This window comes from Specibacter sp. BI4 (assembly GCF_056680095.1).
Genome location: NZ_CM155265.1, coordinates 4,168,530 through 4,191,819 on the forward strand (window position 1 = coordinate 4,168,530; position 23,290 = coordinate 4,191,819).

22 protein-coding genes are annotated in these 23,290 nt (G+C 62.7%); 11 read left to right on the top strand and 11 right to left on the bottom strand.

Annotated elements, in window-relative coordinates; genetic code table 11:
- The first annotated feature begins 125 nt into the window (after positions 1-125).
- Entirely contained in the window at positions 126-917 is a 792-nt protein-coding gene (locus tag AC1L6K_RS18880) for a class I SAM-dependent methyltransferase (RefSeq protein ID WP_480950369.1), read from the top strand.
- 61 nt (positions 918-978) lie between these two features.
- Here the strand turns inward: AC1L6K_RS18880 and AC1L6K_RS18885 are convergent, their stop codons facing one another.
- The 3 genes from AC1L6K_RS18885 to AC1L6K_RS18895 form a co-directional block, all read right to left on the bottom strand.
- Entirely contained in the window at positions 979-1,779 is an 801-nt protein-coding gene (locus AC1L6K_RS18885) for a maleylpyruvate isomerase family mycothiol-dependent enzyme (protein WP_480950370.1), read from the bottom strand.
- Between the two features lie 11 nt (positions 1,780-1,790).
- Entirely contained in the window at positions 1,791-2,411 is a 621-nt protein-coding gene (locus AC1L6K_RS18890) for a TetR/AcrR family transcriptional regulator (protein WP_480950371.1), read from the bottom strand.
- Between the two features lie 141 nt (positions 2,412-2,552).
- Entirely contained in the window at positions 2,553-3,485 is a 933-nt protein-coding gene (locus AC1L6K_RS18895) for a sugar phosphate isomerase/epimerase family protein (RefSeq protein WP_480950372.1), read from the bottom strand.
- Positions 3,486-3,796: 311 nt separating this feature from the next.
- Between AC1L6K_RS18895 and AC1L6K_RS18900 the strand changes: the two genes are divergently transcribed.
- The 3 genes from AC1L6K_RS18900 to AC1L6K_RS18910 all read left to right on the top strand — a co-directional run bounded on the left by AC1L6K_RS18900 (position 3,797) and on the right by AC1L6K_RS18910 (position 6,517).
- Positions 3,797-4,507, top strand: coding sequence for a response regulator transcription factor (locus AC1L6K_RS18900; protein WP_110484446.1), 711 nt, complete (start codon positions 3,797-3,799; stop codon positions 4,505-4,507).
- Positions 4,508-4,522: 15 nt separating this feature from the next.
- On the top strand, positions 4,523-6,067 hold the full coding sequence (locus AC1L6K_RS18905) for a sensor histidine kinase (RefSeq protein WP_480950373.1): 1,545 nt from the start codon (positions 4,523-4,525) through the stop codon (positions 6,065-6,067).
- A 156-nt stretch (positions 6,068-6,223) separates the two neighbouring features.
- A complete protein-coding gene (locus AC1L6K_RS18910) occupies positions 6,224-6,517 on the top strand; it encodes a WXG100 family type VII secretion target (RefSeq protein ID WP_480950374.1) in 294 nt (97 codons plus the stop codon).
- A 74-nt stretch (positions 6,518-6,591) separates the two neighbouring features.
- Here AC1L6K_RS18910 and AC1L6K_RS18915 read toward each other — a convergent pair whose 3' ends face one another.
- Both AC1L6K_RS18915 and groL read right to left on the bottom strand, forming a co-directional pair.
- Positions 6,592-7,620, bottom strand: coding sequence for an RNase H family protein (locus AC1L6K_RS18915; RefSeq protein ID WP_480950375.1), 1,029 nt, complete (start codon positions 7,618-7,620; stop codon positions 6,592-6,594).
- 130 nt (positions 7,621-7,750) lie between these two features.
- Positions 7,751-9,388 (bottom strand): chaperonin GroEL, encoded by a 1,638-nt coding sequence (gene groL, locus AC1L6K_RS18920; RefSeq protein ID WP_480950376.1) that lies wholly within the window; start codon positions 9,386-9,388, stop codon positions 7,751-7,753.
- Between the two features lie 596 nt (positions 9,389-9,984).
- Between groL and AC1L6K_RS18925 the strand changes: the two genes are divergently transcribed.
- Entirely contained in the window at positions 9,985-10,494 is a 510-nt protein-coding gene (locus AC1L6K_RS18925; protein WP_480950377.1) for a TM2 domain-containing protein, read from the top strand.
- Positions 10,495-10,731: 237 nt separating this feature from the next.
- Here the strand turns inward: AC1L6K_RS18925 and AC1L6K_RS18930 are convergent, their stop codons facing one another.
- Positions 10,732-11,319, bottom strand: a complete 588-nt coding sequence (locus tag AC1L6K_RS18930) for a LytR C-terminal domain-containing protein (protein WP_480950378.1) — start codon at positions 11,317-11,319, stop codon at positions 10,732-10,734.
- Between the two features lie 42 nt (positions 11,320-11,361).
- Entirely contained in the window at positions 11,362-11,640 is a 279-nt protein-coding gene (locus tag AC1L6K_RS18935; protein WP_480952823.1) for a DUF3263 domain-containing protein, read from the bottom strand.
- A 234-nt stretch (positions 11,641-11,874) separates the two neighbouring features.
- Here AC1L6K_RS18935 and AC1L6K_RS18940 point away from each other — a divergent pair, with 234 nt between their 5' ends.
- Entirely contained in the window at positions 11,875-12,639 is a 765-nt protein-coding gene (locus tag AC1L6K_RS18940) for a uracil-DNA glycosylase (protein WP_480950379.1), read from the top strand.
- A gap of 77 nt (positions 12,640-12,716) precedes the next feature.
- On the top strand, positions 12,717-13,571 hold the full coding sequence (locus tag AC1L6K_RS18945) for a siderophore-interacting protein (protein WP_480950380.1): 855 nt from the start codon (positions 12,717-12,719) through the stop codon (positions 13,569-13,571).
- Between the two features lie 117 nt (positions 13,572-13,688).
- On the opposite strand, the gene AC1L6K_RS18950 is transcribed toward AC1L6K_RS18945, so the two are convergent.
- From AC1L6K_RS18950 to AC1L6K_RS18965, 4 genes are all read right to left on the bottom strand, one after another.
- Positions 13,689-15,116: a threonine/serine exporter family protein gene (locus tag AC1L6K_RS18950; protein ID WP_480952824.1), complete on the bottom strand. Its 1,428-nt coding sequence runs from the start codon at positions 15,114-15,116 to the stop codon at positions 13,689-13,691.
- A gap of 288 nt (positions 15,117-15,404) precedes the next feature.
- Complete coding sequence (locus AC1L6K_RS18955) at positions 15,405-16,478, bottom strand: lipid II:glycine glycyltransferase FemX (RefSeq protein WP_480950381.1); 1,074 nt, start codon at positions 16,476-16,478, stop codon at positions 15,405-15,407.
- A 193-nt stretch (positions 16,479-16,671) separates the two neighbouring features.
- Complete coding sequence (locus tag AC1L6K_RS18960) at positions 16,672-18,321, bottom strand: MDR family MFS transporter (RefSeq protein WP_480950382.1); 1,650 nt, start codon at positions 18,319-18,321, stop codon at positions 16,672-16,674.
- The gene (locus tag AC1L6K_RS18965; RefSeq protein ID WP_480950383.1) at positions 18,318-18,950 is read right to left on the bottom strand and encodes a TetR/AcrR family transcriptional regulator; all 633 of its coding nucleotides are present in this window, start codon (positions 18,948-18,950) and stop codon (positions 18,318-18,320) included. Before AC1L6K_RS18965 ends, AC1L6K_RS18960 begins: the two co-directional genes overlap by 4 nt.
- 219 nt (positions 18,951-19,169) lie before the next feature.
- Here AC1L6K_RS18965 and AC1L6K_RS18970 point away from each other — a divergent pair, with 219 nt between their 5' ends.
- Genes AC1L6K_RS18970 through AC1L6K_RS18985 form a run of 4 tightly spaced genes read left to right on the top strand, consistent with a single transcriptional unit; the run spans position 19,170 to position 23,234 of the window.
- The gene (locus tag AC1L6K_RS18970; protein ID WP_480950384.1) at positions 19,170-19,943 is read left to right on the top strand and encodes an IclR family transcriptional regulator; all 774 of its coding nucleotides are present in this window, start codon (positions 19,170-19,172) and stop codon (positions 19,941-19,943) included.
- On the top strand, positions 19,943-20,977 hold the full coding sequence (gene hutG / locus AC1L6K_RS18975; RefSeq protein ID WP_480950385.1) for a formimidoylglutamase: 1,035 nt from the start codon (positions 19,943-19,945) through the stop codon (positions 20,975-20,977). Before AC1L6K_RS18970 ends, hutG begins: the two co-directional genes overlap by 1 nt.
- On the top strand, positions 20,974-22,500 hold the full coding sequence (locus AC1L6K_RS18980) for an ABC transporter substrate-binding protein/permease (protein WP_480950386.1): 1,527 nt from the start codon (positions 20,974-20,976) through the stop codon (positions 22,498-22,500). The genes hutG and AC1L6K_RS18980 overlap by 4 nt, the downstream gene beginning before the upstream one ends.
- Positions 22,500-23,234, top strand: coding sequence for an amino acid ABC transporter ATP-binding protein (locus AC1L6K_RS18985; RefSeq protein ID WP_480950387.1), 735 nt, complete (start codon positions 22,500-22,502; stop codon positions 23,232-23,234). Before AC1L6K_RS18980 ends, AC1L6K_RS18985 begins: the two co-directional genes overlap by 1 nt.
- Positions 23,235-23,290 lie beyond the last annotated feature (56 nt).

The window sequence follows — 23,290 nt, forward strand, 5'->3', positions numbered from 1 at the left end:
ACCGACGCTCTCGCAGTAAATGCACCCATGCCCCGCCGGCCCTTCCGGAGTAGGATGACAACAACGGTTCAGCGCCGGAAACACCTGCTACTGGGCGCCTCCGGTCCCATCACAATGGAGGCGTCATGAGCACCGAAGAGTCAGTTGCCGCCCACTACGGCCGAGGGAATGTCCAGAAGCAACTGCTGGGCATCGTCAGTGCTGGCGGGGGCAATCCGGAGAGCTTTTCCCCTGCCGAGCTGCACGGCGCAGACCAGCTCCACATTGGCGGGGCGGACGCCACCACCCGGGTGGCTGCACGGGCCGGCATCAACGCCGGCAGCCGCGTCATTGATCTCGGTTCGGGGCTGGGCGGCGTGGCCCGGCACGTGGCCCATGAGTGCGGGGCGAGCGTCCACGGGGTCGAGCTGACGCCGGAATTTGTTGACACCGCCCGCTCCATCACGGAACGTACCGGAATGTCCGGGCAGGTGTCGTTCAGCCAAGGCAGCATCCTTGCCCTGCCCTTCGGCGACAACGCCTTCGACACGGCATTGATGGTCCATGTCGGCATGAACGTCCAGGACAAGGACAAGGTGTTTGCCGAGGCTGCACGTGTTTTGCGGCCCGGTGGCGTCCTGGCCGTGTACGACATCATGCTTCTGGGCGGAGAAGTCGAGCAGTACCCCCTGCCTTGGGCGGCCACACCCGACATCTCCTTTGTGCAACCCCCGCTTGCCTACAGTGACGGGCTGGTGCAGGCCGGGTTCACCGTGGACCAGGAGGCCAAACCGCTGGCCGAGGGCATCGCATTCCTGGAAAAAGCCGTCGCCACCGGCGGCCCCGCGGGCGTGGACGGCCCCGCATTGGTCAACCTTCTGGCCGCGTTCCGTTCAGGCTTGCTGGCACCTGTGGAGATATACGCATACCTGCCGTGACGATTGACAGCTCCACGGCCCGGCCCGGAAAGCGCATCCAACAACTGCCATCTGGATCTGGCTAGAACACGATTCGCAGCTCCGCGAGCCGGTCAGCGAGCGCGGCGTCTCCCGAAAGCGCGCTGATGCCTGAATCGGGGTCCCGTCCTGACAGGCTCCGGCAAAATTCCACGCCATCAGCCTGCACCCGGCCTTGCCCTGCGGCATCACCCAGCCGCCACGTCCCCTCCAGCTCCCCCGTCAGGAGAAGTTCGACGCCGGGCCCCTCGCCCCACGCTATGGCGGCGTCCCGCACGATCTGCTCCAGCACCAAGGCGTCCGCTGCGGTCCCTGACCGTGGCAGGCCCGCGGCCCGGGCCAGGTCAATACCGTGCAGCCAGGCATCCCTAAGGTAAATCACGTTGAACAGGTAGCCAAGCCGCAGCGGAACATTTCCCGGGGCCATGGTTGGGTCCACGGGAATGCCTGTGAGCAGGGACGGAAAGTTGTGAACACGTTTTGCCACCTTCGGGGCATTCTCCCGGTAACGCCGGCGGAGCTGTTCGATGGGGTCACGGGTGTGGTCGTCGACTTGGACCTGGTTGGCCGCGTCAAGCGGCGACAGGTGGGGATAGCGCCGTCGTCCCCTCAGCCTGCGCCACATGACGGTGGGCACGTGCAGCGCATCCTCCTGGGCGCCCAGCAGGTGGGCTGTCAGATGGCGCACGGTCCAGCCGGCGCAGTCGGTGTCCAGCTTCCACTGGGGCGGGGCGAGCGCATCCAGGAAATCCGCCAGGGCTGTCATGACCGTCAGGTAGGCGTCGGCGGCGGCGTCACGGCCGGTTTGGGGAAGGGTTTTGGCAAGCTTGGCGGTGGAATTCATGACGTACTCCTTCAGGGAGTGTATTGGGCCAGCCACATGGCCATCGCGGGATCCATCAGCCGGGTGTACCGGCCGGACTCTGCGCCGCCGAGCGGTTCGTTGGCCAGTTGTTGGGAAACGACGCCGGCGATCACCGAGGTGAACAGCAAGATGGCGTCTTCAGTGGCGGCGGCTGGAAGTAACCGGCCCCGCTCGACGGCGAGAGCCATGAGCTCCCGCGTTTCAGCCATGAGGTCAACGCTGGGGGCGTAGGCCTGGGCCGAGGGTTCGAAGCCCGGCACTGGACGCCAGACCAATAACTGGGCGCTGACCGGATGTCGCACCAGCCAGCCCACGTAGGCGTGGCCCCCGGACAGCAGTGCTGCCACCGGATCCTCGCCGGCGTCGGAGACGGCCGCCCGCACGGCGGTGGCCAGGTCGGCGCTGCCCTGGGCAAAGAGTGCGTCGTAAAGCGCCATTTTGGAGGGGAAGTACTCGTAGAGCGACGGTGGCTTCATGCCGACGGCACGGGCGACCGCCGAGAGTGACATCCCTGCCACACCGTCGCGGGCCATCAGCTTCACGGCGGCGGCGAGGATTTCCTCAATCGTGGCCTGCCGGCGGAGTTGGCGCCTGTCCTTGAGTACGTCCATCTCCCCAGTGTGCGCCTAATGGCATTAGGAATACAAGAGGGTGTTAGGGGAATTTTTTGGGGCCGCCGCGCACCGGGAACCTCCCCAGGCGTCGATGGCGCAGGCGTCGATTCCTGAGGTGTTCCGGTGTGGCGCGAGGGCTCAGGCCAGGACCGCCTTGAGCGACACCAGCGCCTCGGCAACCGGCGGCAACTCCGGGTGCCAGGCTCGCTCCCATTCCAGCGACACCCACGGATCGGCGATTCCCTGGGCTGTGGCCACGTCGGCCAGCAGGGCCTGCATCCGGACCAGCGGGAGCTCGCCCTTGCCCGGCAGGGTGAGCGTCACGGTGTTGGTTCCCGGATTGCGCACCCCGTCCTTGAACTGCGCATACGCCAGCCAACCGGCCAGCAGTCCGGCCGTGCGTTCAGGCGCTTCGTCATGGCGCCAGGGGTGCATGAGATCCCAAATCACCTTGACCGGAGCATCGGGTGCCACGTGGGCCAAAATTCTCATCAGGTCGCTGGCCCGCGGGTGCGAGTCGTGGGTTTCCAACAGCATCGACACCCCGCGCCTCCGCGCATGGACGGCCGCAGCATTGAGCCGGTGGGCACCGCGTAGGTCCGCAGCCGCCATGTCGTCCGACGGCTGCTCCCCCTGTCGGCAGGGTTCCAGCCCGGCACCGGGAAACACCCGGACCTGCGCGCCGGCCCCGGCATTTCCGGCGGAAAGATCGGCGGCAAGGTCGACGGCGGTCAGCAGCTCTGCGAGCACCGGATCACTGGCGCCGGGGTTTCCCTTGACCCCGGTGCAGGCGCCTGCAGAGTCACCGCTGGTGTCGCCGTCGGCCGGGGTGCCCAAAACTGGCATCGTGGCGCAAACACGCACGTAACTGGCCAGCGTGAGCACCGTCAGCCCGGCGTCGGCCAACCCGGCAGCCACGAAGGCCCGCTGTTCGGCGTCCATGCCGTCGAACACGAACTCACCGTCGGCCGCCCGCAGTTCGAGCCCGGCGGCTCCCGCAGCATGGGCCGTGTCGATGACCTGCGCCAGGGAGTCGCCGGGACACCCCAGGGTGGAAAATGCCAATGGCATGGTGCACCTTTCAACAGCGAATGTACGTAACTCAACCAGACTAGCGCGGAAACCGCTTTCCATCGATGCGGGAGGCACCTCCGCTACGTCTTCATTCCGCCTGCGGAACACCGGCAGGCCCCGGTGGTTGCCCGCCTTGCCAGGGCTGACACTGACCCGCCCGGCCGGACACCCCCGCGCCTGCCGAAAGGGACCGGCAGGAAATCTTTCGCGCGCCCCACTAGCAGCTGGGAACTCACTGGGCGTAAGCTGACAGCACTTACCCACGGAATATCCAGCATATTCCCAGCCAATGGTCGGAGACTGAAATGGTGAAAAAGACCGGACCTGAAGCCAAGCTGCTCGTTGTTGATGACGAGCCGAACATTCGTGAGCTGCTCTCGACCTCCCTGCGTTTCGCAGGGTTTGAGGTCATCGCTGCCGCCAACGGGCGCGAAGCCCTGGCCGCAGCCGAAGAGCACAACCCCGACCTTGCCGTCCTGGATGTCATGCTCCCTGACATGGACGGATTTACCGTGACCCGCCGGCTGCGTGCGGCCGGCCGGCACTTCCCTGTCCTGTTCCTTACCGCCCGGGACGACACCGAGGACAAGGTCACCGGCCTGACAGTGGGTGGTGACGACTATGTGACCAAGCCGTTCAGCCTGGATGAGGTGGTGGCCCGCATCCGTGCGGTGTTGCGCCGCACCCAGCCCATGGAGGACGACGACGCCGTGCTGCGCGTTGCCGACCTGGAGCTCGACGACGACGCCCACGAGGTGCGCCGGGCCGGCAAGACGGTGGAGCTCTCCCCCACAGAGTTCAAGCTGCTGCGCTACCTGATGCTCAACCCCAACCGGGTGCTGTCCAAGGCCCAAATCCTTGACCACGTGTGGGAATACGACTTCAACGGCGACGCCTCGATCGTGGAATCGTACATCTCCTACCTGCGCCGCAAGGTGGACATTGACGCCTCACTGCCCGCCCTGATCCAGACCAAGCGCGGAGTGGGCTACGTGCTCCGAACGGCCGACAAGCGCTAGCGCGCTGCAAATACCTTGATTACGTTGTGGAAGAACGCCTCCCTGCGCTCCCAGCTGGTGGCCATCATCAGCGCGCTGTTGACCGTGTCATTGCTGGCACTTGGCGCCACAACGTTTCTTTTGCTGCATTCCTTTCTGGAAGACCAGATGGACACCCAGCTGACAACGTTCCAAAAATCCATCGTCGAACGCGGCACCGTCGATTCCCAAACCTCCGGCCAATCGCCTTTTAGCTTCGACTACTACGTGGGCTTTCACTACGACGACGGGAACCTGGCCGACCAAAATCGTTCAGGCAAGGACAAACCCGTCTACCCCTCCTACACGATGGAGGAAGCCCAGGCGCTCAACGGCCAGCAGTTTACTGTTGCCAGCACCGACGGCGGCGCCGCCTGGCGGATCAGCGTCATCGCCCCGCAGAAGTTCAACTTCGGACTCTCGGACGTGAGCCAGAACCGGCCCGAATACCTCGGCTACGTAGTGGTCGGCCTGCCCTATGAGAACTTGAACATCACCTTGGAGCGCTTGGCAGTGGTCATTGCCGGCGTCGCCATTTTGGCGGTCACCCTTGGCACCATGATTGCCTATTGGACGGTCACCAGGTCGTTCAGGCCCCTTGGCCGGGTGGAGAAAACCGCTGCAGCCATTGCCGCCGGCGACCTCTCACGGCGCGTTGAAATTGAGAACCCCGCCACGGAAGTGGGCCGCCTGTCGGGCTCCCTCAACACCATGCTGGCCCACATTGAACATGCCTTTGCGGCTCGAACGGCTTCGGAAAAGCGCATGCGCCGTTTTGTGGCTGACGCCTCCCACGAGCTCCGCACGCCTCTGGTGACCATTCGCGGCTTCTCGGAGCTGTACCGCCACGGCGCCCTGCAAACCCCGGACGACGTCGGCACGGCCATGGGCCGGATCGAGAGCGAAGCCAAGCGCATGGGTGAGCTCGTCGAAGACCTTCTCATGCTTGCCCGCATCGACGAACAGCGGCCCCTGCAGCTCAAGCCCGTTGACCTGTTGATCATCGGCCACGACGCCGTGTTGGACGCGCGGGCGGCCGCCCATGACAGGACCTTCGCCGTGGTGGGGCTCGACGGCGGCCCCGGCACCCCCGCGCCCAGCGTCGGTGACGACGCCAAATTGCGCCAGGTCGTGGCCAACCTCATGGGCAATGCCCTGCGGTACACACCCGAAGGCTCTCCCATTGAAATCATGGTGGGCACCCGCGACGACGACGGGCACAAGTTCTCGGTGATCAAGATCCGTGACCACGGCCCGGGCATCTCGGAAGAGGAAGCGCCCCGCGTTTTTGAACGTTTCTACCGGGCAGATTCCTCCCGTGACAGGAACACCGGAGGCAGCGGGCTCGGGCTTGCCATTGTTTCAGCCATTGTGGCATCGCACGCAGGTACAGTCCGCCTGGAGCAGACCCCCGGCGGCGGGGCAACCCTCGTGATAGAGCTGCCGTTCCAGCCCCTTGACGGGGAGGGCACGGAAGCGGAGGGCACTGACGACGGCACGGGTACCGGTGCAGCTGGGCCCGAAGCGGCTGGGCCTGCCTGAGGCTGGGGCACCGGCTCTGATTCCTCCACAGGCGGGCCAGTGGGCCTGGCAGTCCACTGTTTCTGCGGTGCAGGTATCCCCACCAACCAGCGGCTTCTAGGCTGGGAATTGTCAGCGATGGTCAGCCATCCCCAACTCCCAGACAGGGCCCCTCCCATGGCACAGTTCAACGTCAACAGCGACGACCTTGCGCTCAAAAGCACAGCAGTCAAAGGCTCGGTGGATCGAATTCGGATGGAGGTCGACGCCATGAAGCGCAACCTCCTGGACCTCCAGTCCACTTGGACAGGCTCGGCGGCCACCAACTTTCAGGCATTGCTGCAGGAATGGCACGCCACCGAGCTGCGGGTTGAGTCCTCACTCGAGAGCATCAACGGTGCCCTGTCCATGGCTGCAACCCAGTATGCACAAGCCGAGGATGCCAACACCCGGATGTTCACGGCGCGCTAGTCCCCATTCCCTCCTTCACCGCTCGCTCGCAAGCACGCAGCGGGGCCCTCGGGAGCGTGGGCCCAACCACTGCCTCAGCTTTCGCGGGTCCCCTGGTGGAAACGCAGGCGCCACTGTCCGTTGTCGGCTAGCCACAAGGAGCTGCGCAACGTGCTTCCGGTCGGGGAAACGCTGCGATACGTCAGAATGGCGGTGTTGGTGTCCAGCTGGGCCAGTGACAGGACCTGCAAATCAATGCTGGTCGATTCTTCATCGGCGAACATCTCCAAGATCTCCTGCCGGTTCCAGCGTCGGCCGGACGCTCCGATTTCTTCAAAGTCAGGATGCAACAGCTCCCCCGCCCGCAAGGGATCGGACCGGACCGCGGGATCCAGCAGCTCCCGCTCCAGCTGCACAACGGTTTCCAGCGATTCGGACCGTTGCTCCGTGAAGGCCGGATCGGCTTCGTCATCCAGCATGGAAAACAGGTCAGGTTGTTCCAACTCGTCCAGCAGCAAGGCGGTCTGTACGGGAGCAGTCGAAAACTCTCCCGCGGTTGACTTGGAGATCAAGTGGTCAGCATTGCCGTTGGCCGGCGGCTGGCCCGCAGTGGGGGCCGACGTCGCGGCGGCTGATCCTTCGGCGGCGGCCTGACCGGCGCCGGGGAAACCCGGCCCCGGGTTCGGGGCTCGTTTTGCCTGGTAGGCCGTTGCGGCGTCACGGGCTCGGACATCGGCGGCTTCGTTCAGGTCGTGGCCCGCGTGCCCCTTGACCCATTCAAAGGTGTATTTCCGTCCGGCAATGGCTGCATCAATTTCCTTGAGCAACTCGATGTTGAGCACGGGCTTCCCATCGGATTTGCGCCAGCCCTTGCGTTTCCATCCGGGCATCCACTTGGTGACGCTGTTGATGACGTATTGGCTGTCGCACAGGATGTGCAGCGGTTCCTGCGGGAGGTGGGCTGTGGACTTGAACAAGTCCAGGACTGCCATGAGCTCACCCATGTTGTTGGTTCCGTGTGGCCAGCCGCCAGCACCCCAGCAGTTGTCATCGACGTACCAAGCCCAGCCCGCAGGACCGGGATTTCCCAAAGCCGAACCATCGGCAGCAGCAACAATTGTCATGACCCCATACTTTCAGACTCCACTGACATTTAAGTGCAAAGGGTCGCTGCAGCCGCAGTTTCGGGCACACAAAAGGCGCCACCACCCTCGGGGCGATGGCGCCTTTTGTTAGTCGAACGGGTGTTGGGGACTAGAAGCCGCCCATGCCACCCATGCCGCCCATGTCGTCTCCGCCGCCGCCAGCCGGAGCAGCCTTCTCAGGCTTGTCTGCGACAACAGCTTCGGTGGTGAGGAACAGACCGGCAATGGATGCCGCGTTCTGCAGGGCAGAGCGGGTGACCTTTACCGGGTCATTGACGCCAGCAGCCAGCAGGTCTTCGTAAACGCCGGTTGCAGCGTTCAGACCGTGGCCGATGGGCAAGCCGCGGACCTTGTCCACAACTACGCCGGGCTCCATGCCTGCGTTGAAGGCAATCTGCTTCAACGGAGCATCGATGGCAACGCGGACGATGTTCGCGCCAGTTGCTTCGTCGCCGGTCAGGTTCAAGCCTTCGAACGCCGTAACGCCTGCCTGGATCAAGGCAACGCCACCGCCGGGGACGATGCCCTCTTCGACAGCAGCCTTTGCGTTGCGCACTGCATCTTCGATGCGGTGCTTGCGCTCCTTGAGCTCAACTTCGGTTGCGGCACCGGCCTTGATGACTGCAACGCCGCCGGCCAGCTTGGCCAGTCGTTCCTGCAGCTTCTCGCGGTCGTAGTCGGAATCGGAGTTTTCGATCTCGGCACGGATCTGTGCAACACGGCCGGCAATGGCTTCGGCATCGCCGGCTCCATCGACGATCGTGGTCTCGTCCTTGGTCACAACAACCTTGCGGGCCTTGCCCAACAGGTCGAGTGTGGTGTTTTCGAGCTTCAGGCCGACTTCTTCAGCGATGACCTGGCCACCGGTGAGGATGGCGATGTCAGCGAGCTGAGCCTTGCGGCGGTCGCCGAAGCCCGGAGCCTTGACTGCAACGGACTTGAACAGGCCGCGGATCTTGTTCACGATCAACGTGGCAAGAGCTTCGCCCTCAATGTCTTCGGCGATGATCAGCAGCGGCTTGTTGGACGCCATGACCTTTTCCAGAACGGCGACCAGGTCCTTGACGCTGGAGACCTTGGAGTTCACGATCAGGATGTACGGGTCTTCAAGAACCGTTTCCTGTCGCTCAGTGTCGGTCACGAAGTACGCGGAGATGTAACCCTTGTCGAAGCGCATGCCCTCGGTGAGCTCGAGTTCCAGGCCGAAGGTGTTGGACTCCTCGACGGTGATAACACCTTCCTTGCCAACCTTGTCCAGTGCTTCGGCAATAAGTGCACCGATCTCGGGGTCCCCGGCGGAGATGGACGCGGTTGCGGCGATCTCTTCCTTGGTCTCGATTTCCTTGGCGGAAGCGAGCAGCTGCTCGATGACGGCTGCAACAGCCTTCTCGATGCCGCGCTTAAGTGACAGCGGGTCGGCGCCGGCGGCTACGTTGCGCAGGCCTTCCTTGACGAGTGCCTGTGCCAGCACGGTGGCCGTGGTGGTGCCGTCGCCGGCAATGTCGTCAGTCTTCTTGGCGACTTCCTTGACCAGCTCGGCGCCGATCTTCTCGTAAGGATCGTCAAGTTCGATTTCCTTGGCGATGGAAACACCATCGTTGGTGATTGTGGGTGCTCCCCACTTTTTTTCGAGAACAACGTTGCGACCGCGCGGGCCCAAGGTGACCTTGACAGCGTCGGCGAGGATGTTCAACCCACGCTCAAGGCCGCGGCGTGCCTCTTCATCAAATGCAATGAGTTTGGCCATGGAGGCTTCAGTCCTTTCGGGACAGTCATTTCGGATAGAGAGATCCTCATTGCGGCGCCCGCGACGGACGGATTCCCAGCCAATGATCTATTTACACCGGCTGCGAACCCTCGCCCAATGAGGAAAGTTCAATCCTCCGACGGCGGTTGAACAGCTAATAATTAGCAGTCACCACCTCAGAGTGCTAACTCAATAATTAGCACCCGGCACCACAGAGTGCAAGTGGGAAGCCGAGTATCGGCTTGTGGCGAACGCCAGCAGAAGCACACCGGGCAGGCAAAGCCGCACGGTTGCCGGCAAGAACCACCCCCGGGCTGCGTCAACGGAGGCCGCGAACGCGTCATGCCGACCATCTGGGAACGAGCCAGTTTGTATAGGTACGAATCGGCACTGTTTGGCATCGAGACAGTTTGAGCTCCACTTAGCTTGGATTCGATGCCGACAGTCACAGTCGCGACTCACTGGCGGGCTGCTCTTTCGGAGAGCCCCATGAACAGATAGCGTGGTGCCTGTAAGTATTCCGATGCACGCATAAGCAATTTACACCCTGCCTCCCGGCAGCGGCGTGTGCCACAGCACTAGCACCAGGAGACACCATGAGTGAAAATATCAACCCCGAAAAGACTCCGCCGGCCGAGCCCGAGGTTCCTGCCGGCTACGACCAGCCCGCCAGCTATGCCGCCGGCAGCCAGGCACCGCCCAGCTACGAGGCGCCCGCGTCGTTCGAGCCCCCAGCCGCCCCGAGCTACCAGGAGCCGGCGGAACCGCAGGCTCCGAGCTACCCGCAGCCAGGCGCCCAGCAGGGCTATCCGCAGCAGAACATGCAGCAGGGGTACCAGCAGCCGGGGTATGGTGTCGCTCCGGGTGGAGAGCAGAAGTCCAAGGTGGTTGCCGGTATCCTCGGCATTCTGCTTGGCGGCTTGGGCATCCACAACTTTTACCTGGGCAAGAACAAGAACGCCTTGATCCAGCTGCTGGTTTCAGTACTCAGCATCGGCTTCCTCTACCCGGTCATGGCAATCTGGGGCTTGGTCGAGGGCATCTTGATCCTCATCGGCCAGGACGGCTACCGCACAGACGCCAAGGGCATCCCGCTCAAAGACTAATTCCCGGAGCGCGGCGGACCTGTCTGCCGTTGCCGAAGGTATGTAGTACGACGGAGATGGGCACCCTTCAGCAGAGAGGTGCCCATCTCCGTCGTATGTTAAGCGCTGTGCTTGAAGGGTAGTTTTTGAAGTGCAGGCAGCCAGGCCCGCGGCCGGGACCGCCGCACCCCGCATGAGCCGGCACAACAACGGCCCCCACATCATTGACGTGGGGGCCGTTGACATGCGTGGTGAGAGTTAGGCGCCGGGCCCCAACACCACCGAGAGCGGCACTCCCAGCTCTGCGGTGTCGACCACTGTCGGAATGTTCAACAATACACCAAGTGCTTCCGCGTTGGCCTTCTGCTCCACGCCGTTGTAGAAGATTACTGACGTTGTCTGGGGCTGCCCCGCCCAGTTGGCCGACTGCGAAACCGCCCAGCCGTCGGCCGTGACGAGCCCGGAGTACCGTGCGGCCAGCCCGGAGATGCCGGTGGCATTGAAAATTGCCACCGGAGCACTCTTGTCGACCACGGAGTCGGGCGTGGACTCAGCAGTGGGCGACGGTGCTTCCTCAGGAGCTGGTGTGGGCGCTTTCGTGGGAATAGCCGCCGGGGTTGCTGCGGGAGCCGAGGACGAGTTCACCGCAACCGGGGGCGGCGTGGTGTTGTTGAGCACCTTGGGCACGATGAGAAACGCAAAAAAGCCAACGCACAGCACCGCAATTCCAAAAATCATCAACGGCATCAACGAGCGCCTTTGCGGCCCCATCGAGGTCCGGTGGACGCCGTGGCGTGCCGAACTCTCCTCAACGGCGTCGAATTCATCCCGCGGGTATTTACTCATTGTGCAGTGTTGTCCTTGTGGGTACGTTGGGTGAGGGGCGCGTCAGTTGCCCAGCCGGCGTGCGGATCGGGCCTGTTGACGTGACGTACGTAGTCTACGCAACCGTTTGACCAGCATGGGGTCATAGGCCAATGCCGCATCCGTGTCGATCAGGGCGTTCAAGACCTGGTAATAATGGGTCGCTGAAAGGTCGAACATGTCGCGGATGGCCTGTTCCTTGGCGCCGGCGTATTTCCACCATTGCCGTTCCAGGTCAAGCATTTGGCCGTCGCGTTCGCTGATCCCGTCCCGGGATGCCGCCGCTGGGGCCGGGTCCGCCAGGGCATTATCCGCCGGGTCCTGCCCGTGCTGGACTGCATCGGCCACAACAGCCCTCCCTTGAAATTCTCGCGTTCCGGCCCATGGTCAATGGCCCGCTCTGTCCATAATAAGGGCGAATCACAGCTATGTCATTTGGGCTGCTGTGGACGAGCCGCCCGCGGGCTCCCGATGTGCAGGAATGAACGGCGCCGCGATGGACCGCGCGCCCGCCGCCGATGGTCCACAATGGAGACCATGGACAGCACCCCCGGACTCTTTGACCTCCCAGCCCCCGCCCCGTGGGACTCCCGGCAGTTGGAGGCCCTGGCCACCTTGCGCACCGCTCCCCTGACCATGATGGCCACCGATTGGGCAGCAGCACTGGCCCCCTTGGATGCCACCTTGCGCAACTTGGGTGCCATGCTGGCCAAGGAGTACGACGCCGGAACCCGCTTCCTGCCCCAACCCACCCAGGTGCTGCGTGCGCTGGGCACGCCCCTGGCGGAGGTCAAGGTCTTGATCGTCGGCCAGGACCCGTACCCGACACCGGGGCACTCGGTGGGCCTCGCATTCTCGGTGGACAGGACAACGCGTCCGCTCCCCCGCAGCCTGAACAACATTTACAAGGAACTCGAAGCCGACCTGGGCATAACCCCCGCCGCCCACGGCGACCTCACCGCCTGGGCCGGACAGGGTGTCCTGCTGCTCAACAGGGTTCTCACGGTGGCGCCCGGAGCGGCAGGTTCGCACCGCCGTCGTGGGTGGGAAGAAGTCACCGAGGCTGTCATTGCGGCGCTTGCGGCCAGAAACAAGCCGCTGGTCAGTGTGTTGTGGGGCAGGGATGCCCAGCGCCTGGCTCCCCTGCTGGCAGGCACAGCGGTGGTCGAGTCGGTCCACCCCAGCCCGTTGTCGGCGTCGCGGGGCTTCTTTGGTTCCAAGCCCTTCAGCCGCGTCAACAATCTGCTGGTAGCGCAAGGCGCCGTTCCGATCGACTGGGCCATTCCCCATGGCCTAGACTAGTTAGGACAACCTAACTTCACGAGGCGCGAGCGACGCGCCAACCAGGCCGGGCCCGTGTCCGGCAAGAGGAGCCCCCTGTGACAACAGCCGACACCGCCCCTGCCGCAGCACCGGCCCGCGCGCCCCGTCCCCGCGCTCAAATCGCCCTTCGGGTGGTCCGCACCGAACAGCTCAGCCCGCACATGGTGCGTGTCATTGCCGGCGGCCCCGAGCTGGCGAAATTTGAGGCCAAGGACGCCACCGACATGTATGTGAAGATTCATTTCCTGCAGCCCGGCGTGGACTATCCCCAGCCGGTGGATGTGTTCGCGCTCCGGGACACCATGCCGCCCGAGCACTGGCCAGTGACCCGCACCTACACCGTCCGCTGGGTGGACGCAGCCGCACAGGAAATCGCGATCGACTTTGTGGTGCATGGGCAAGAGGGCCTGGCCGGGCCGTGGGCTGCGGCCGCTGCGCCGGGCGACAGCATCATTTTCAGTGGCCCTGGGGGCGCTTTCAAGCCCAACCCCGACGCCGATTGGCACCTGTTTGCCGGCGACGAGTCGGCCCTGCCGGCCATTGCCACCGCGCTGGAATCGCTCCCGGCCGGCGCCCTCGGCCACGCCTACATCGAGGCTGACACCGCCGCTGACATCCAGCCCTTGGAGAAGCCCGACGGCGTTGAGCTCACCTGGGTTTTCCGCAACGGTACGGCACCGGACCAATGCACGGCGCTCCTTGACGCCGTCGCGAACGGGCCGTGGCCGGCCGGTTTGGTCGACGCCTTTGTCCACGGCGAACGTGAATACATGAAGGCGATGCGCGAGCTGTTGTTCAAGCAGCGCGGCCTTGAACGTTCGCAGGTGTCGCTCTCCGGCTACTGGGCCTACGGGCGCACCGAGGACAAGTTCCAGGCCGAGAAGAAGCAGCCCATCGGCAAAATCCTGTAGCCCGCGGCCGGCGTTTTTGCCAAGGTTCTTGCCGACGTTCTTGCCGACGCCGCAGCTGGGGCGCCGAAGGCCGTCCGCGACTCACGGGGCGGACGGCCGCCGAGATGCAAAAGGCACTTACCGCCGGCGGTTGCTGCGCTTGAGCCTGTGGCCGCTGTGGCGGGTGAACGGACGGGCGGCGTTGTCGCCAAGCACCACCCCTGCGGCCACGGCCAGGATGACGACCAAGGCGTTGAAAATGCCAACAGCCCCCGTGACCGAGTCGTCCGGGGTGAGGGTCATGACGAACATGGCCCGGAAGATCGACAGCCCCACCAGCAGGAAAATGATGGATGGAACTGCCACCACCAGTTGTGGCGCCCCCAGCCGCAAGGCTACGAAACGTGCCAGCATGCCAATGACAACGGCGGCAACGGCCGGGGCAAAGCGCCCGCCGAGACCAAATTCCATGCCGAAGTAAAAGACCAGGTAGCCGGCCAGGGCAACGCCCGTCGTGGGCAGCAGCAGCTTGATGGACGTTTGCTCGGCAATGCAAATGGCAATGGTGGCCACGGCCACCAGCACGACCAGCCAGTACAACGGCAGGGATGCTGTCAGGGTCTCCGCAACGTTCAGCCGGTCGGCCCCAAACACCGCACTTGAGACGATGGCCACGGCAATGCCCGCCACAATGGCGCCAAAGGTCAGGAACGCCGACAGGAACCTGCCGGCCGCCGTCACGGGGAACCCGTTGATGGCATCCTGCATGGCCGAGACGAGCCTGCCGGAGGGCAGCATCAGCAAAATTCCGCCCGCCACCACCACTGACGGGCTCAGCGGCACCTTCATCATGAAGCACAGAAGCGCCACGCCGGTGACAATGAAGGAGCTGATCGCTGTGACGAAGAAATCAGGCACCCGCCACTTCCGCAGGACACGGGCGACCTGCCCGGCCAAAACAATTGTCAGGAGCGCCACCAGCATGCCAAAGAAACTGCCGCCAATGACGCCCACAACTGCCGCCGCGAATACTGCCTCAGCCAGGGAAACCATCCAGCGCGGGAACGGTTTGGGCTTCTTGATGATGACGTCCAGGCGCCTGTAGGCGTCTTCCCTGGTGACACCGCCGCTGGCAATGTCGCTGACGAGTTCATGGACCTCGACCAGACCGGCGTAATTGTTGGTCCAGGAACGAACAACCCGCAAGAGGGTGATGGGCACGGCTTCCCGGGGCGCATAGTTGATGATGACCGACTGGTTGGTGATGTCGACTTCAATGTTGCGCAGCCCGAGTGCCGCGGTGACAGCGATGATGCTCGTCTCAACTTCGAGGGCGCCGGCACCGTACCTGAACATGGTCTCGGCCAGGCGCAGCGCAAAATCAATGGTTTTCCGGGCGGATTCCTCGGTCTTGCCCACCTGGATGGTGAAGTTGGCGTAGGGACTGCCGGCAAGCCTCTCGACGATGGTCATGGGCGCCGTGGGCGGGGTCTCCCCCTGAACCAGCTTGCGCAGCACAGTCCGGGCAGCCTTGTTGGGCCGGGCCGGAGCCACCACGGGAATCATGCCTGCCGCCGGCGCAGGGCTGTTGTCAGCCCTGCGCGGCTGAACCTTCTTCATCAATCCGGGATGCATGCGTACGGCCGGCTCGCCGCGGCCCTGGGCGTTTTTGGCCTGGGCGTTCTCGGGCTGGGCGTTTTTGGCTTGGGCACCGCGGCCCTGGGTATTTTTGGCTTGGGCGTCGTCCGCAGTGCCTTGGTCCCGGCTGCTGGGATGGTTTGTCATTCATGCTCCCTGTGCCACTGCTTGCGGCCCGGGCGGCAGGATCTGCTGCCGCCCGCGCCTGAAGAATATTTAGTAGAACTGCCGTCCCGTGCGGCGGGTGTAAAGCTGCCTAAACCCGCGCTCACCGGCCACAGTCCACAATTTATACCGCATGGGGCTGAGGACGAGGTCGTAACAGCCCACAAAATCGGTGACAGTCTTGGAGAAGCTGGTCTTGAACAACCCCAAGCCGTGGTGTGCGTGGGTGGGATCCTTGAGCTGGTGCGACGGCGGCGTGCCGCAGAAGTCGTACTCGACGGCCCCCAGCTCCTTCATGTCGTTGATCGCCACCCACTGGACAAGATGGGAGTCCCCATACTGGCTGCGCTTTTGCAGCGAACCGCCGTCCTTGTAGGTGGCCTTGGCACCGTAGTTGATGACAAAGGCACCCACGGAGGCTTCGCCGTCTTCAAACACAAAATAAAAACGCCCCTGGCCGCGTGTGGCGAACTCGGTCCAGAACTGCCGGTAGTACTCAAAGTCCCGGGCCTGGGTGCTTGCCTTTGCGGCGATGGTCCCCACCATCAGCTCATACATGGTGCGCATGGTTGATTCCGTGGGGTCCATGCGGACCACGTCAACCTCTTCGCGGATGGCCCGGCGCACGGCGTTGCGGCCGCGTGAATGCAGCTTGCGCAACAGCTCATTGGAGTCCGGGGAGATGTCGAGCAATGCCGTGCTGTCATTGGGCTGCAGGTTCGGCACCTTGACCAGGCCCGCACCGCTGAGGACAGCCCGGGCAGCCTCGCTGGACACCACATCGGGCTCAATTTTGGCGGCAAAGACATTGAGCTTTGCGCGTTTCACAAATGTCCGCAACGCAGCCAGCATGGGCGGGATCTGTTCAACCTCAGCCACGTCGGGACCCTTGATGAGGTACCAGAGCTTGCCCAGCACGGGAAAGGACTTTTCCAGCACCAGGTTGTAGCTGGTGCAGTCGGTGCCTTCAAAAACCAGGAATTGGGTGTCCCAGCCGTAGTTCTTCTTGACGGCCGCAAACGCTTCGGATTGGAGCAGGTTGCCACCGTTGGGGTTGGCAGTGACGAGCGTGTCCCATTGTCCAATCTCGGCGGCTGTGGCAAATCGGGCAGTGAATTCTGGCAAGTGACCCTCAATTACGTCGGCATGTGTTCGCTGGTCCCATTCTATACGGGCTTGATTCCCGCAACCCACTCACGGCGCCCCGGCCACTGTTCCCGCCCGGCACAAAAAATCTGCACACCAGCCGCTGGACGGATTCCTGGATTTTGAGCTAGTTTTCGTCCAACGGCTGCATCCTCGATGTGGAAACGTTTGCTTACCGGCGCCGCACCAGGACTTCCGGCTGCGCGGCCGAGGAGGTCTCGGCGTCGTTGGTCACATCAGCTTCAAACTCAGCCATGACGCCAGGCTCGGCTTTCTCCGAGATGTCCACAGGTGCTTCCCTGTGGATCTTGGTCTCCAGCGGGACTTCCTTGACGAAGCAAAGGATGATCGCGGCGATCACGGCAAGGGGCACCATGAAGAGGAACAGCGGGATCAGGGCCTCGTTGTAGGACTCGACCACAAGCTTCTTGATGGGATCCGGCAGGCTGTTGACGAGGTGCGGGGTAAAGGAGCTTGCGCCGCCACCGCCCGTGCCACCGGGGATCTTCTCGGCAACGAGTTCATGCAAACGGGTGGCGAACATGGCGCCCACAACAGCGGAACCGAGCGTGGCACCGACCTGGCGGAAGTAGTTCTGCCCGGCGGTGGCCGTGCCAACGAACTTCAACGGGAAGGAGTTCTGCGCCACCAGTGTCATGATCTGCATGCTGGCACCCAGCCCAATACCCATGATGCCCATGTAGACGCAGATGAGGTAGACGGGTGAATCGGCATGGAGCGTGGCCATCAGAGCCAATGACACAGCCAAAATAATGGAGCCAACGATCGGGGCAACCTTGTAGCGACCGGTGGTTGAGACGCGACGGCCGACAACAACCGAGACGATCAGCATGCAGCCCATCATGGGAATCATGAGCAGGCCCGCCTGAGCTGCCGAGAAGCCTGTGGCCATCTGAATGTACGTTGGCATGTAGCCAAGCACACCGAACATGGCGATGCCCGTAAGCAGGCCGGCAATGGTGGTCAGGTTAAAGTTGCGGCTCTTGAACAGCATCATGGGCATGACCGGCTCACTGGCACGCAGTTCCACGAAGACAAACAGCACACCGGTGACGATGGCGGCGGCAGCGAGGCCCAGGATTTCAGGGGAGTTCCACTCGTACTGTGAACCGCCCCAGGTGCCGACCAGAACAATTGCGGTGGTGGCGAGGGCAATCAGCATCATGCCCAGGTAGTCGATCTTGGGCCGTGTTGCGTGCACAATCTTGGGCACGTGCAGCAGGAAGATGGTGGCGAAGATGGCCAGCACGGCCAACGGCACGTTCATCCAGAACGCCCAGCGCCAGCCCGGCCCCTCGGTCAGCCCACCGCCAATCAGCGGACCGGCAACCGATGAGAACGCGAAGACGCCGCCCATGATGCCCATGTACTTGCCACGCTCACGGGCGGGCACGACGTCGGCAATGGTCGCCTGGGAGAGAATCATCAGCCCACCACCACCGAGGCCCTGGACCACGCGGGCCACAATAAGGGTGCCCATGTCCGGAGCCAGCGCACCGATGACAGAACCAATGGTGAAGATGGAGATTGCAAACAGCAGCATGGGCTTGCGGCCCAAAAGGTCACCCAGCTTGCCGTATACCGGCATCATGATGGTGGAAGCCAGAATGAACGCGGTGATGGCCCACGCCATGTGCTCGACGCCGTTCAGCTCGCCCACCATGGTGGGCAGTGCTGTCGAGAGGACTGTCTGGTTCAGGGAGGCCAGCAACATGGTGACCATGAGGCCTGCGAACAGCAGGATTACTTTTCTTTTTTCTCCGGCGTCAACCGGAGTTTCCACGATGGTTTGGTTGCTCATAGGGATGCTTTGACTGCCTCTCGGAAAATTTCAATGGACTCATCCACAACTTTGATTTCACCGGCGGAGACGGCACTTGGGTCACGGCTGAATGCGAAGCGCATGGCGGCTCCGGCCAGAATCAACAATGCCTTGGCTCCGTCACGGCCACCGGGCAGGCCCACGTTGGCAAACTCGGGATCGGACTCGTCGTAGCGGTCCGCCAGGATTGATTCGACCAGGACCTCCGAGGCGGTGACATGCTGAAGGAATGCCAGCCCGAGCTCCGGATACTTGTTCTTCAATTCCTTGCGGCGCGCCTTTTGCGAGGCCTCCGGGAACATGGAGCGGATCACCGTGACCATCAGCCGAACCGTGCGGCCAAACAAGTCGCCCTCACCGTCCTCACGGAACGCGACCACAGCCTCGTCGGAGAGCGTGGGCGGCTGGGTGCCCATGATGGCGTCTTCCTTCGTGGCGAAGTAATTGAAGAAGGTGCGCTTGGAGATGCCGGCTGCTTCGGCGATGGCCTCGACAGTGGTCTTGGTCAGGCCGTCTTCAAGGGCCATTCCGGACGCCTTGTCATGGATCAGCGCCCAAGTTTCCAGGCGGTTCCGCTCACGCAGCGGCACTGGGATGGTTTTTTGCATGACTACAGTTTATGCGCCACTGCAAAGATTGCACAAGTGCAAAGTTTGCAGTGGCGCATGTTTTGGCTCACACCCCTGCTCGGTCGGCGCGACTGGTGAAACTCGCAGGGGTGAATGTCAGGCCTCCCGGCGCCTGAGTGCCATCCAATGGCAACTACTTTCCCATTTCATGGGAAACTAATATGCGAATCTGTGATTGTGGACACTAACGTAGCCTTCATGCTTGATAAAGAACCCACCGCGCAAGTCGTGCCCCAGGGAACGCCGTCGGCTGCTGAACACTCACGGGTGCTTGAGATTCTGTTGCAGTTCGCCCAAGCCCAAACACTGACCGCCGCACAGGTCTCGTCCCGGACCGGGATACCGGCCAGTGCCGTGTACCGGCATCTGTCCGCGCTCGTTCACGCAGGGCTTGTTGCTCCGGCGAATCACCGAGGGCAATTTTCGGCCGGCCCGGCCTCGCTGCGCCTGGCAGCAAATTTTCGCCATGAGTCAATCATTTCCAGCCACATCAGCGCCAAGGTGCGGCAGCTTTCTGAAGAAACCCAGGAGTTGGCTGCGTATCTTGTGGTCAGCGGCGGCCAGGCCCTGTGCGTGGAAGCTGTCGAAGGCCCCCAAATGCTTCGGTGCAGCTATTCCGCCGGGCGGTCGCAACCGTTGCACCTCGGTGCAAGTGCAGTGGCCCTGCTTGCCCACTTGACAGACACCGAACAACGAGAGGCAATTTCCGCACTCGGGCTGGATGCCGCCGCCACGGCGACACTCCGCCGCGAGCTGGACATCACGGCGTCACGCGGCTTTGCCCTGAGCCAGGGCGCTGTCGACCCAGGGGTATGGGGAGTCAGCGTGCCGATCTTCGATCAAACAAAGCGATTGTCCGGAACCCTGAGCACCATGGCCCCGTCCGTGCGGGCAATCCGCAACGAAAAGCGGCTCATCTCCGCCACCCGGGCAGCAGCACTCATCCTCAACGCGACAGAAACAGGATTTTAATGACCCTGGAATTGACCCCCACACCATGGACCGGCCGTGATGACGGCCCCGGCGTCGAACACCGGCGCTGGCACCATGCTGTCAATGAATCCATGACCGCCGCCGCTGTGGATGCCGCGGATCACCCTGGCGCAGCTGGCGGCGGCATTGCCATCCTTGGTTTCCAAAGTGATGAAGGCGTCCGACGCAACAAGGGCCGGACTGGAGCCGCCGGCGCACCGTCGGCCATCCGCGCCATGTTGGCATCACTGTCAGCGCCGGCGGGACTCACCGCATGCGACCTCGGAGATGTCTGCGTGACGGACAGTGCCTTGGAGAACGGCCAGGAGCGGCTTGGCCACGCTGTTGGTGCAGCAATAGATGCCGGTCACCTCCCGATCGTTCTCGGCGGCGGGCACGAAACCGCGTTTGGCAGCTATCTGGGTTTGGCCGGGTCCGGCACACTCGCAAGTCGACGACTGGGCATCATCAATCTGGACGCCCACTTTGATTTACGGGCGGACACAGTCCCTTCCTCAGGCACCCCGTTCCGGCAGATTGCCGAACTGGAGAAGGCTGCGGGCCACGACTTCACGTACAGCGTCCTTGGCATCAGCGAAGCCAACAACACCCCGGACCTCTTCCACACGGCGTCGCACCTGGGCGTGGAGTACATGCTCGATGAGGACTGTGGCATCAGCAACTTGCCGGCCGTCACGGAGTTTGTGGAACGTTTTTTGGCCACCATCGACACTGTTTACCTCACCATTGACCTCGATGTCCTTCCCGCCCATGTTGCCCCGGGAGTCAGCGCGCCGGCCGCACTGGGCGTGCCGTTTGAGATCATTCTGGCGGTCTGCCGCAGGCTGGCCCGCTCCCCCAAGCTGTCGCACGTGGACATCGTGGAACTCAATCCACGCTTTGACATTGACAACAGGACGGCCCGCGCGGCGGCAAGACTGATCAACACCATCGCAACCGAACATACGGCGCTCCTGCGGGAGACGCCGGCCACCCCGACATCTGCAACCCAATCCGGAATCGAGCTCCCGTGAAAAGACTGTTCACCCGTTACCGTTTTTGGGCGGTCCTGCTTGCCGCCTTGATCGGATTCACCGGCATTGCCGCACAGGCTGCCACAGCCGCGCCTTCAGCCGACCCTGCCGCACCATCCGAGAATGCGACAACTTCGGCTAAACTCAGCGATCTACAGTCCGGAAAGCTGACGCTTCGTGTCGGCACCGACGCCACTTTTCCTCCGTTTGAGTTTACTGACGCCAACGGCAAGAAGATGGGCTTTGACATTGACCTGATCAATGCCCTGGCCAAGGAATCAGGCATAAAGAACGTCGAGTTCGTTCAAATGCCCTTCGGCAACATTGTTCCGGCCTTGCAGGCCAACCAAATCGACATTGGCGCTTCAGCCATCTACATCAGTGCCGAGCGGGCGAAGGTCATCGATTTCTCCGAGGTGTACTACCCCGGAGGGCTGGGCATCTTTGTTGCCGAGGACAGCACGGAGGTCAATTCCCTGGCCGATTTGGCCGGCAAAAAAATAGCAGTCCAGGTAGGGACCAAGTCTGTCGAATGGTTGGCACAGCACCAGCCCAAGGCAGAACTGGTCCAAGTCCAGACAAATGACCAGATGTTTTCCTCGGTGAAATTGGGCCAGGCCGACGCCGTCGTTACCGGCCAGCCGGGCGGCCGGTACTTCATCACCCAACAGGGCGGGCTGAAGCAGGTGGGTGAGCGGCTCACCACCGAAAACTATGGATACGCGTTCCAAAAGTCCGACGCCGCAATCAAGGATTCCTTCAATGCCTCACTGGCCGCGCTGAAGGCCAACGGTGGTTACGACAAGCTGGCGGCTGAATGGTTTGGCGACGAGTCTGCCACTGTCGCCGGCCCGGCCAAGGCACACGCCCTCATCAACATCTCGTCCATCACCAACTCGGCCGGCCCCCTGTGGGACGGTTTCGTCACCACCATGTCCATCATTGGCATGTCCTTGCTGCTGAGCCTGACCTTTGGCATGTTGGGCGGCTTTGCCAAACTCTCGAAGCTCGCACCTATCCGCTGGGCGGGCACGGTTTATGTCTCCGTCATCCGAGGCACTCCCTTCATTGTGCAGTTGTTCCTGATCTACTTTGGCCTGCCCCAGCTGGGCCTGCAATTGCAGCCCATGGTGGCCGGTGTCCTGGCGTTGGGCCTGTACAGCGGGTCCTACGTAACGGAGATTGTGCGCGGTGCGATTCAGTCTGTGGACAAGGGCCAGATGGAAGCGGCTCGTTCCTGCGGCATGAGTGCCGGGTCCGCGCTGCGACACATCATCGTTCCCCAAGCCTTCCTGCGCATGCTTCCGCCGCTGGGCAACGAGTTTGTCTCGTTGACCAAGAACTCCGCTCTCGTCTCGTTTGTCACCATCAGCGAGATGTTCCTCGTGGGGCAGACCATCATTGCGCGCACCTTTGACGCGTTGACCGTGTACCTGTTCATTGGACTGGTTTACTACATCATCACCAACATCATCGGCTTCATCGCCAACACCCTCGAGAAGAAATTGGCGGTTTACATCTAGTGGCACTTCTTTCGACACAGTCCATTACCAAAACCTTCGGCGAACTGGAGGTCCTCAAGGGCATTGACTTCTCCATAGAGCCCGGCGAAGTCGTGGCCGTTATCGGGCCCAGCGGCGGCGGAAAATCAACATTCCTGCGCTGCCTCAACCTGCTGGAGACGCCGACGTCCGGTCACGTTTTGTTCGATGGTGAGGACTTGCTGGCACCCAATGTGGATCTGGACCGCTTGCGTTCACGCATGGGGATGGTGTTCCAGCAGTTCAACCTGTTCCACAACCTGACGGCCCTGCGCAATGTCATGCTGCCGCAGATGAACGTGCTGGGAAAGTCCAAGGCCGATGCGGAGGCCCATGCCATGGAGTTGTTGGAAAAGGTGGGCATGACCTCCCGCGCCCATGCGTATCCCAGCCAGCTTTCCGGTGGGCAGAAACAACGTATTGCCATTGCCCGGGCAGTGGCGATGACCCCCAAGCTCATGCTGTTCGACGAGCCAACGAGCGCCCTGGACCCCGAAGTTGTCAATGACGTCTTGGATGTCATGACGGACCTCGCCCGGCAGGGCATGACCATGATCGTGGTAACTCACGAAATGGGCTTCGCGCGGAAGGTTGCCGACAGGGTGGTGTTCATTGATGGCGGAGTCATTTCCGCCGATCAGCCGCCAGAGGAGTTCTTCGGTGAGGACAACAACAACCCCCGTGTCAGGGATTTCCTCAACAAGGTCCTGTCATAACGGATTCCCGGTGCCCGATCCATTCGGGCATCGGGGGCAGAACCCAACCACGCCCG

Bases quoted from the DNA above. Each gene is read 5' to 3' on its own strand.
- AC1L6K_RS18895 (WP_480950372.1), bottom strand. From the start codon at position 3,485: ATGCCATTGGCATTTTCCACCCTGGGGTGTCCCGGCGACTCCCTGGCG.
- AC1L6K_RS18960 (WP_480950382.1), bottom strand. From the start codon at position 18,321: ATGAGCAACCAAACCATCGTGGAAACTCCGGTTGACGCCGGAGAAAAA.
- groL (WP_480950376.1), bottom strand. From the start codon at position 9,388: ATGGCCAAACTCATTGCATTTGATGAAGAGGCACGCCGCGGCCTTGAG.
- AC1L6K_RS18910 (WP_480950374.1), top strand. From the start codon at position 6,224: ATGGCACAGTTCAACGTCAACAGCGACGACCTTGCGCTCAAAAGCACA.
- AC1L6K_RS18925 (WP_480950377.1), top strand. From the start codon at position 9,985: ATGAGTGAAAATATCAACCCCGAAAAGACTCCGCCGGCCGAGCCCGAG.
- AC1L6K_RS18885 (WP_480950370.1), bottom strand. From the start codon at position 1,779: ATGAATTCCACCGCCAAGCTTGCCAAAACCCTTCCCCAAACCGGCCGT.
- AC1L6K_RS18940 (WP_480950379.1), top strand. From the start codon at position 11,875: ATGGACAGCACCCCCGGACTCTTTGACCTCCCAGCCCCCGCCCCGTGG.
- AC1L6K_RS18890 (WP_480950371.1), bottom strand. From the start codon at position 2,411: ATGGACGTACTCAAGGACAGGCGCCAACTCCGCCGGCAGGCCACGATT.
- hutG (WP_480950385.1), top strand. From the start codon at position 19,943: ATGACCCTGGAATTGACCCCCACACCATGGACCGGCCGTGATGACGGC.
- AC1L6K_RS18965 (WP_480950383.1), bottom strand. From the start codon at position 18,950: ATGCAAAAAACCATCCCAGTGCCGCTGCGTGAGCGGAACCGCCTGGAA.
- AC1L6K_RS18880 (WP_480950369.1), top strand. From the start codon at position 126: ATGAGCACCGAAGAGTCAGTTGCCGCCCACTACGGCCGAGGGAATGTC.
- AC1L6K_RS18970 (WP_480950384.1), top strand. From the start codon at position 19,170: ATGCTTGATAAAGAACCCACCGCGCAAGTCGTGCCCCAGGGAACGCCG.
- AC1L6K_RS18915 (WP_480950375.1), bottom strand. From the start codon at position 7,620: ATGACAATTGTTGCTGCTGCCGATGGTTCGGCTTTGGGAAATCCCGGT.
- AC1L6K_RS18930 (WP_480950378.1), bottom strand. From the start codon at position 11,319: ATGAGTAAATACCCGCGGGATGAATTCGACGCCGTTGAGGAGAGTTCG.
- AC1L6K_RS18950 (WP_480952824.1), bottom strand. From the start codon at position 15,116: ATGATTCCCGTGGTGGCTCCGGCCCGGCCCAACAAGGCTGCCCGGACT.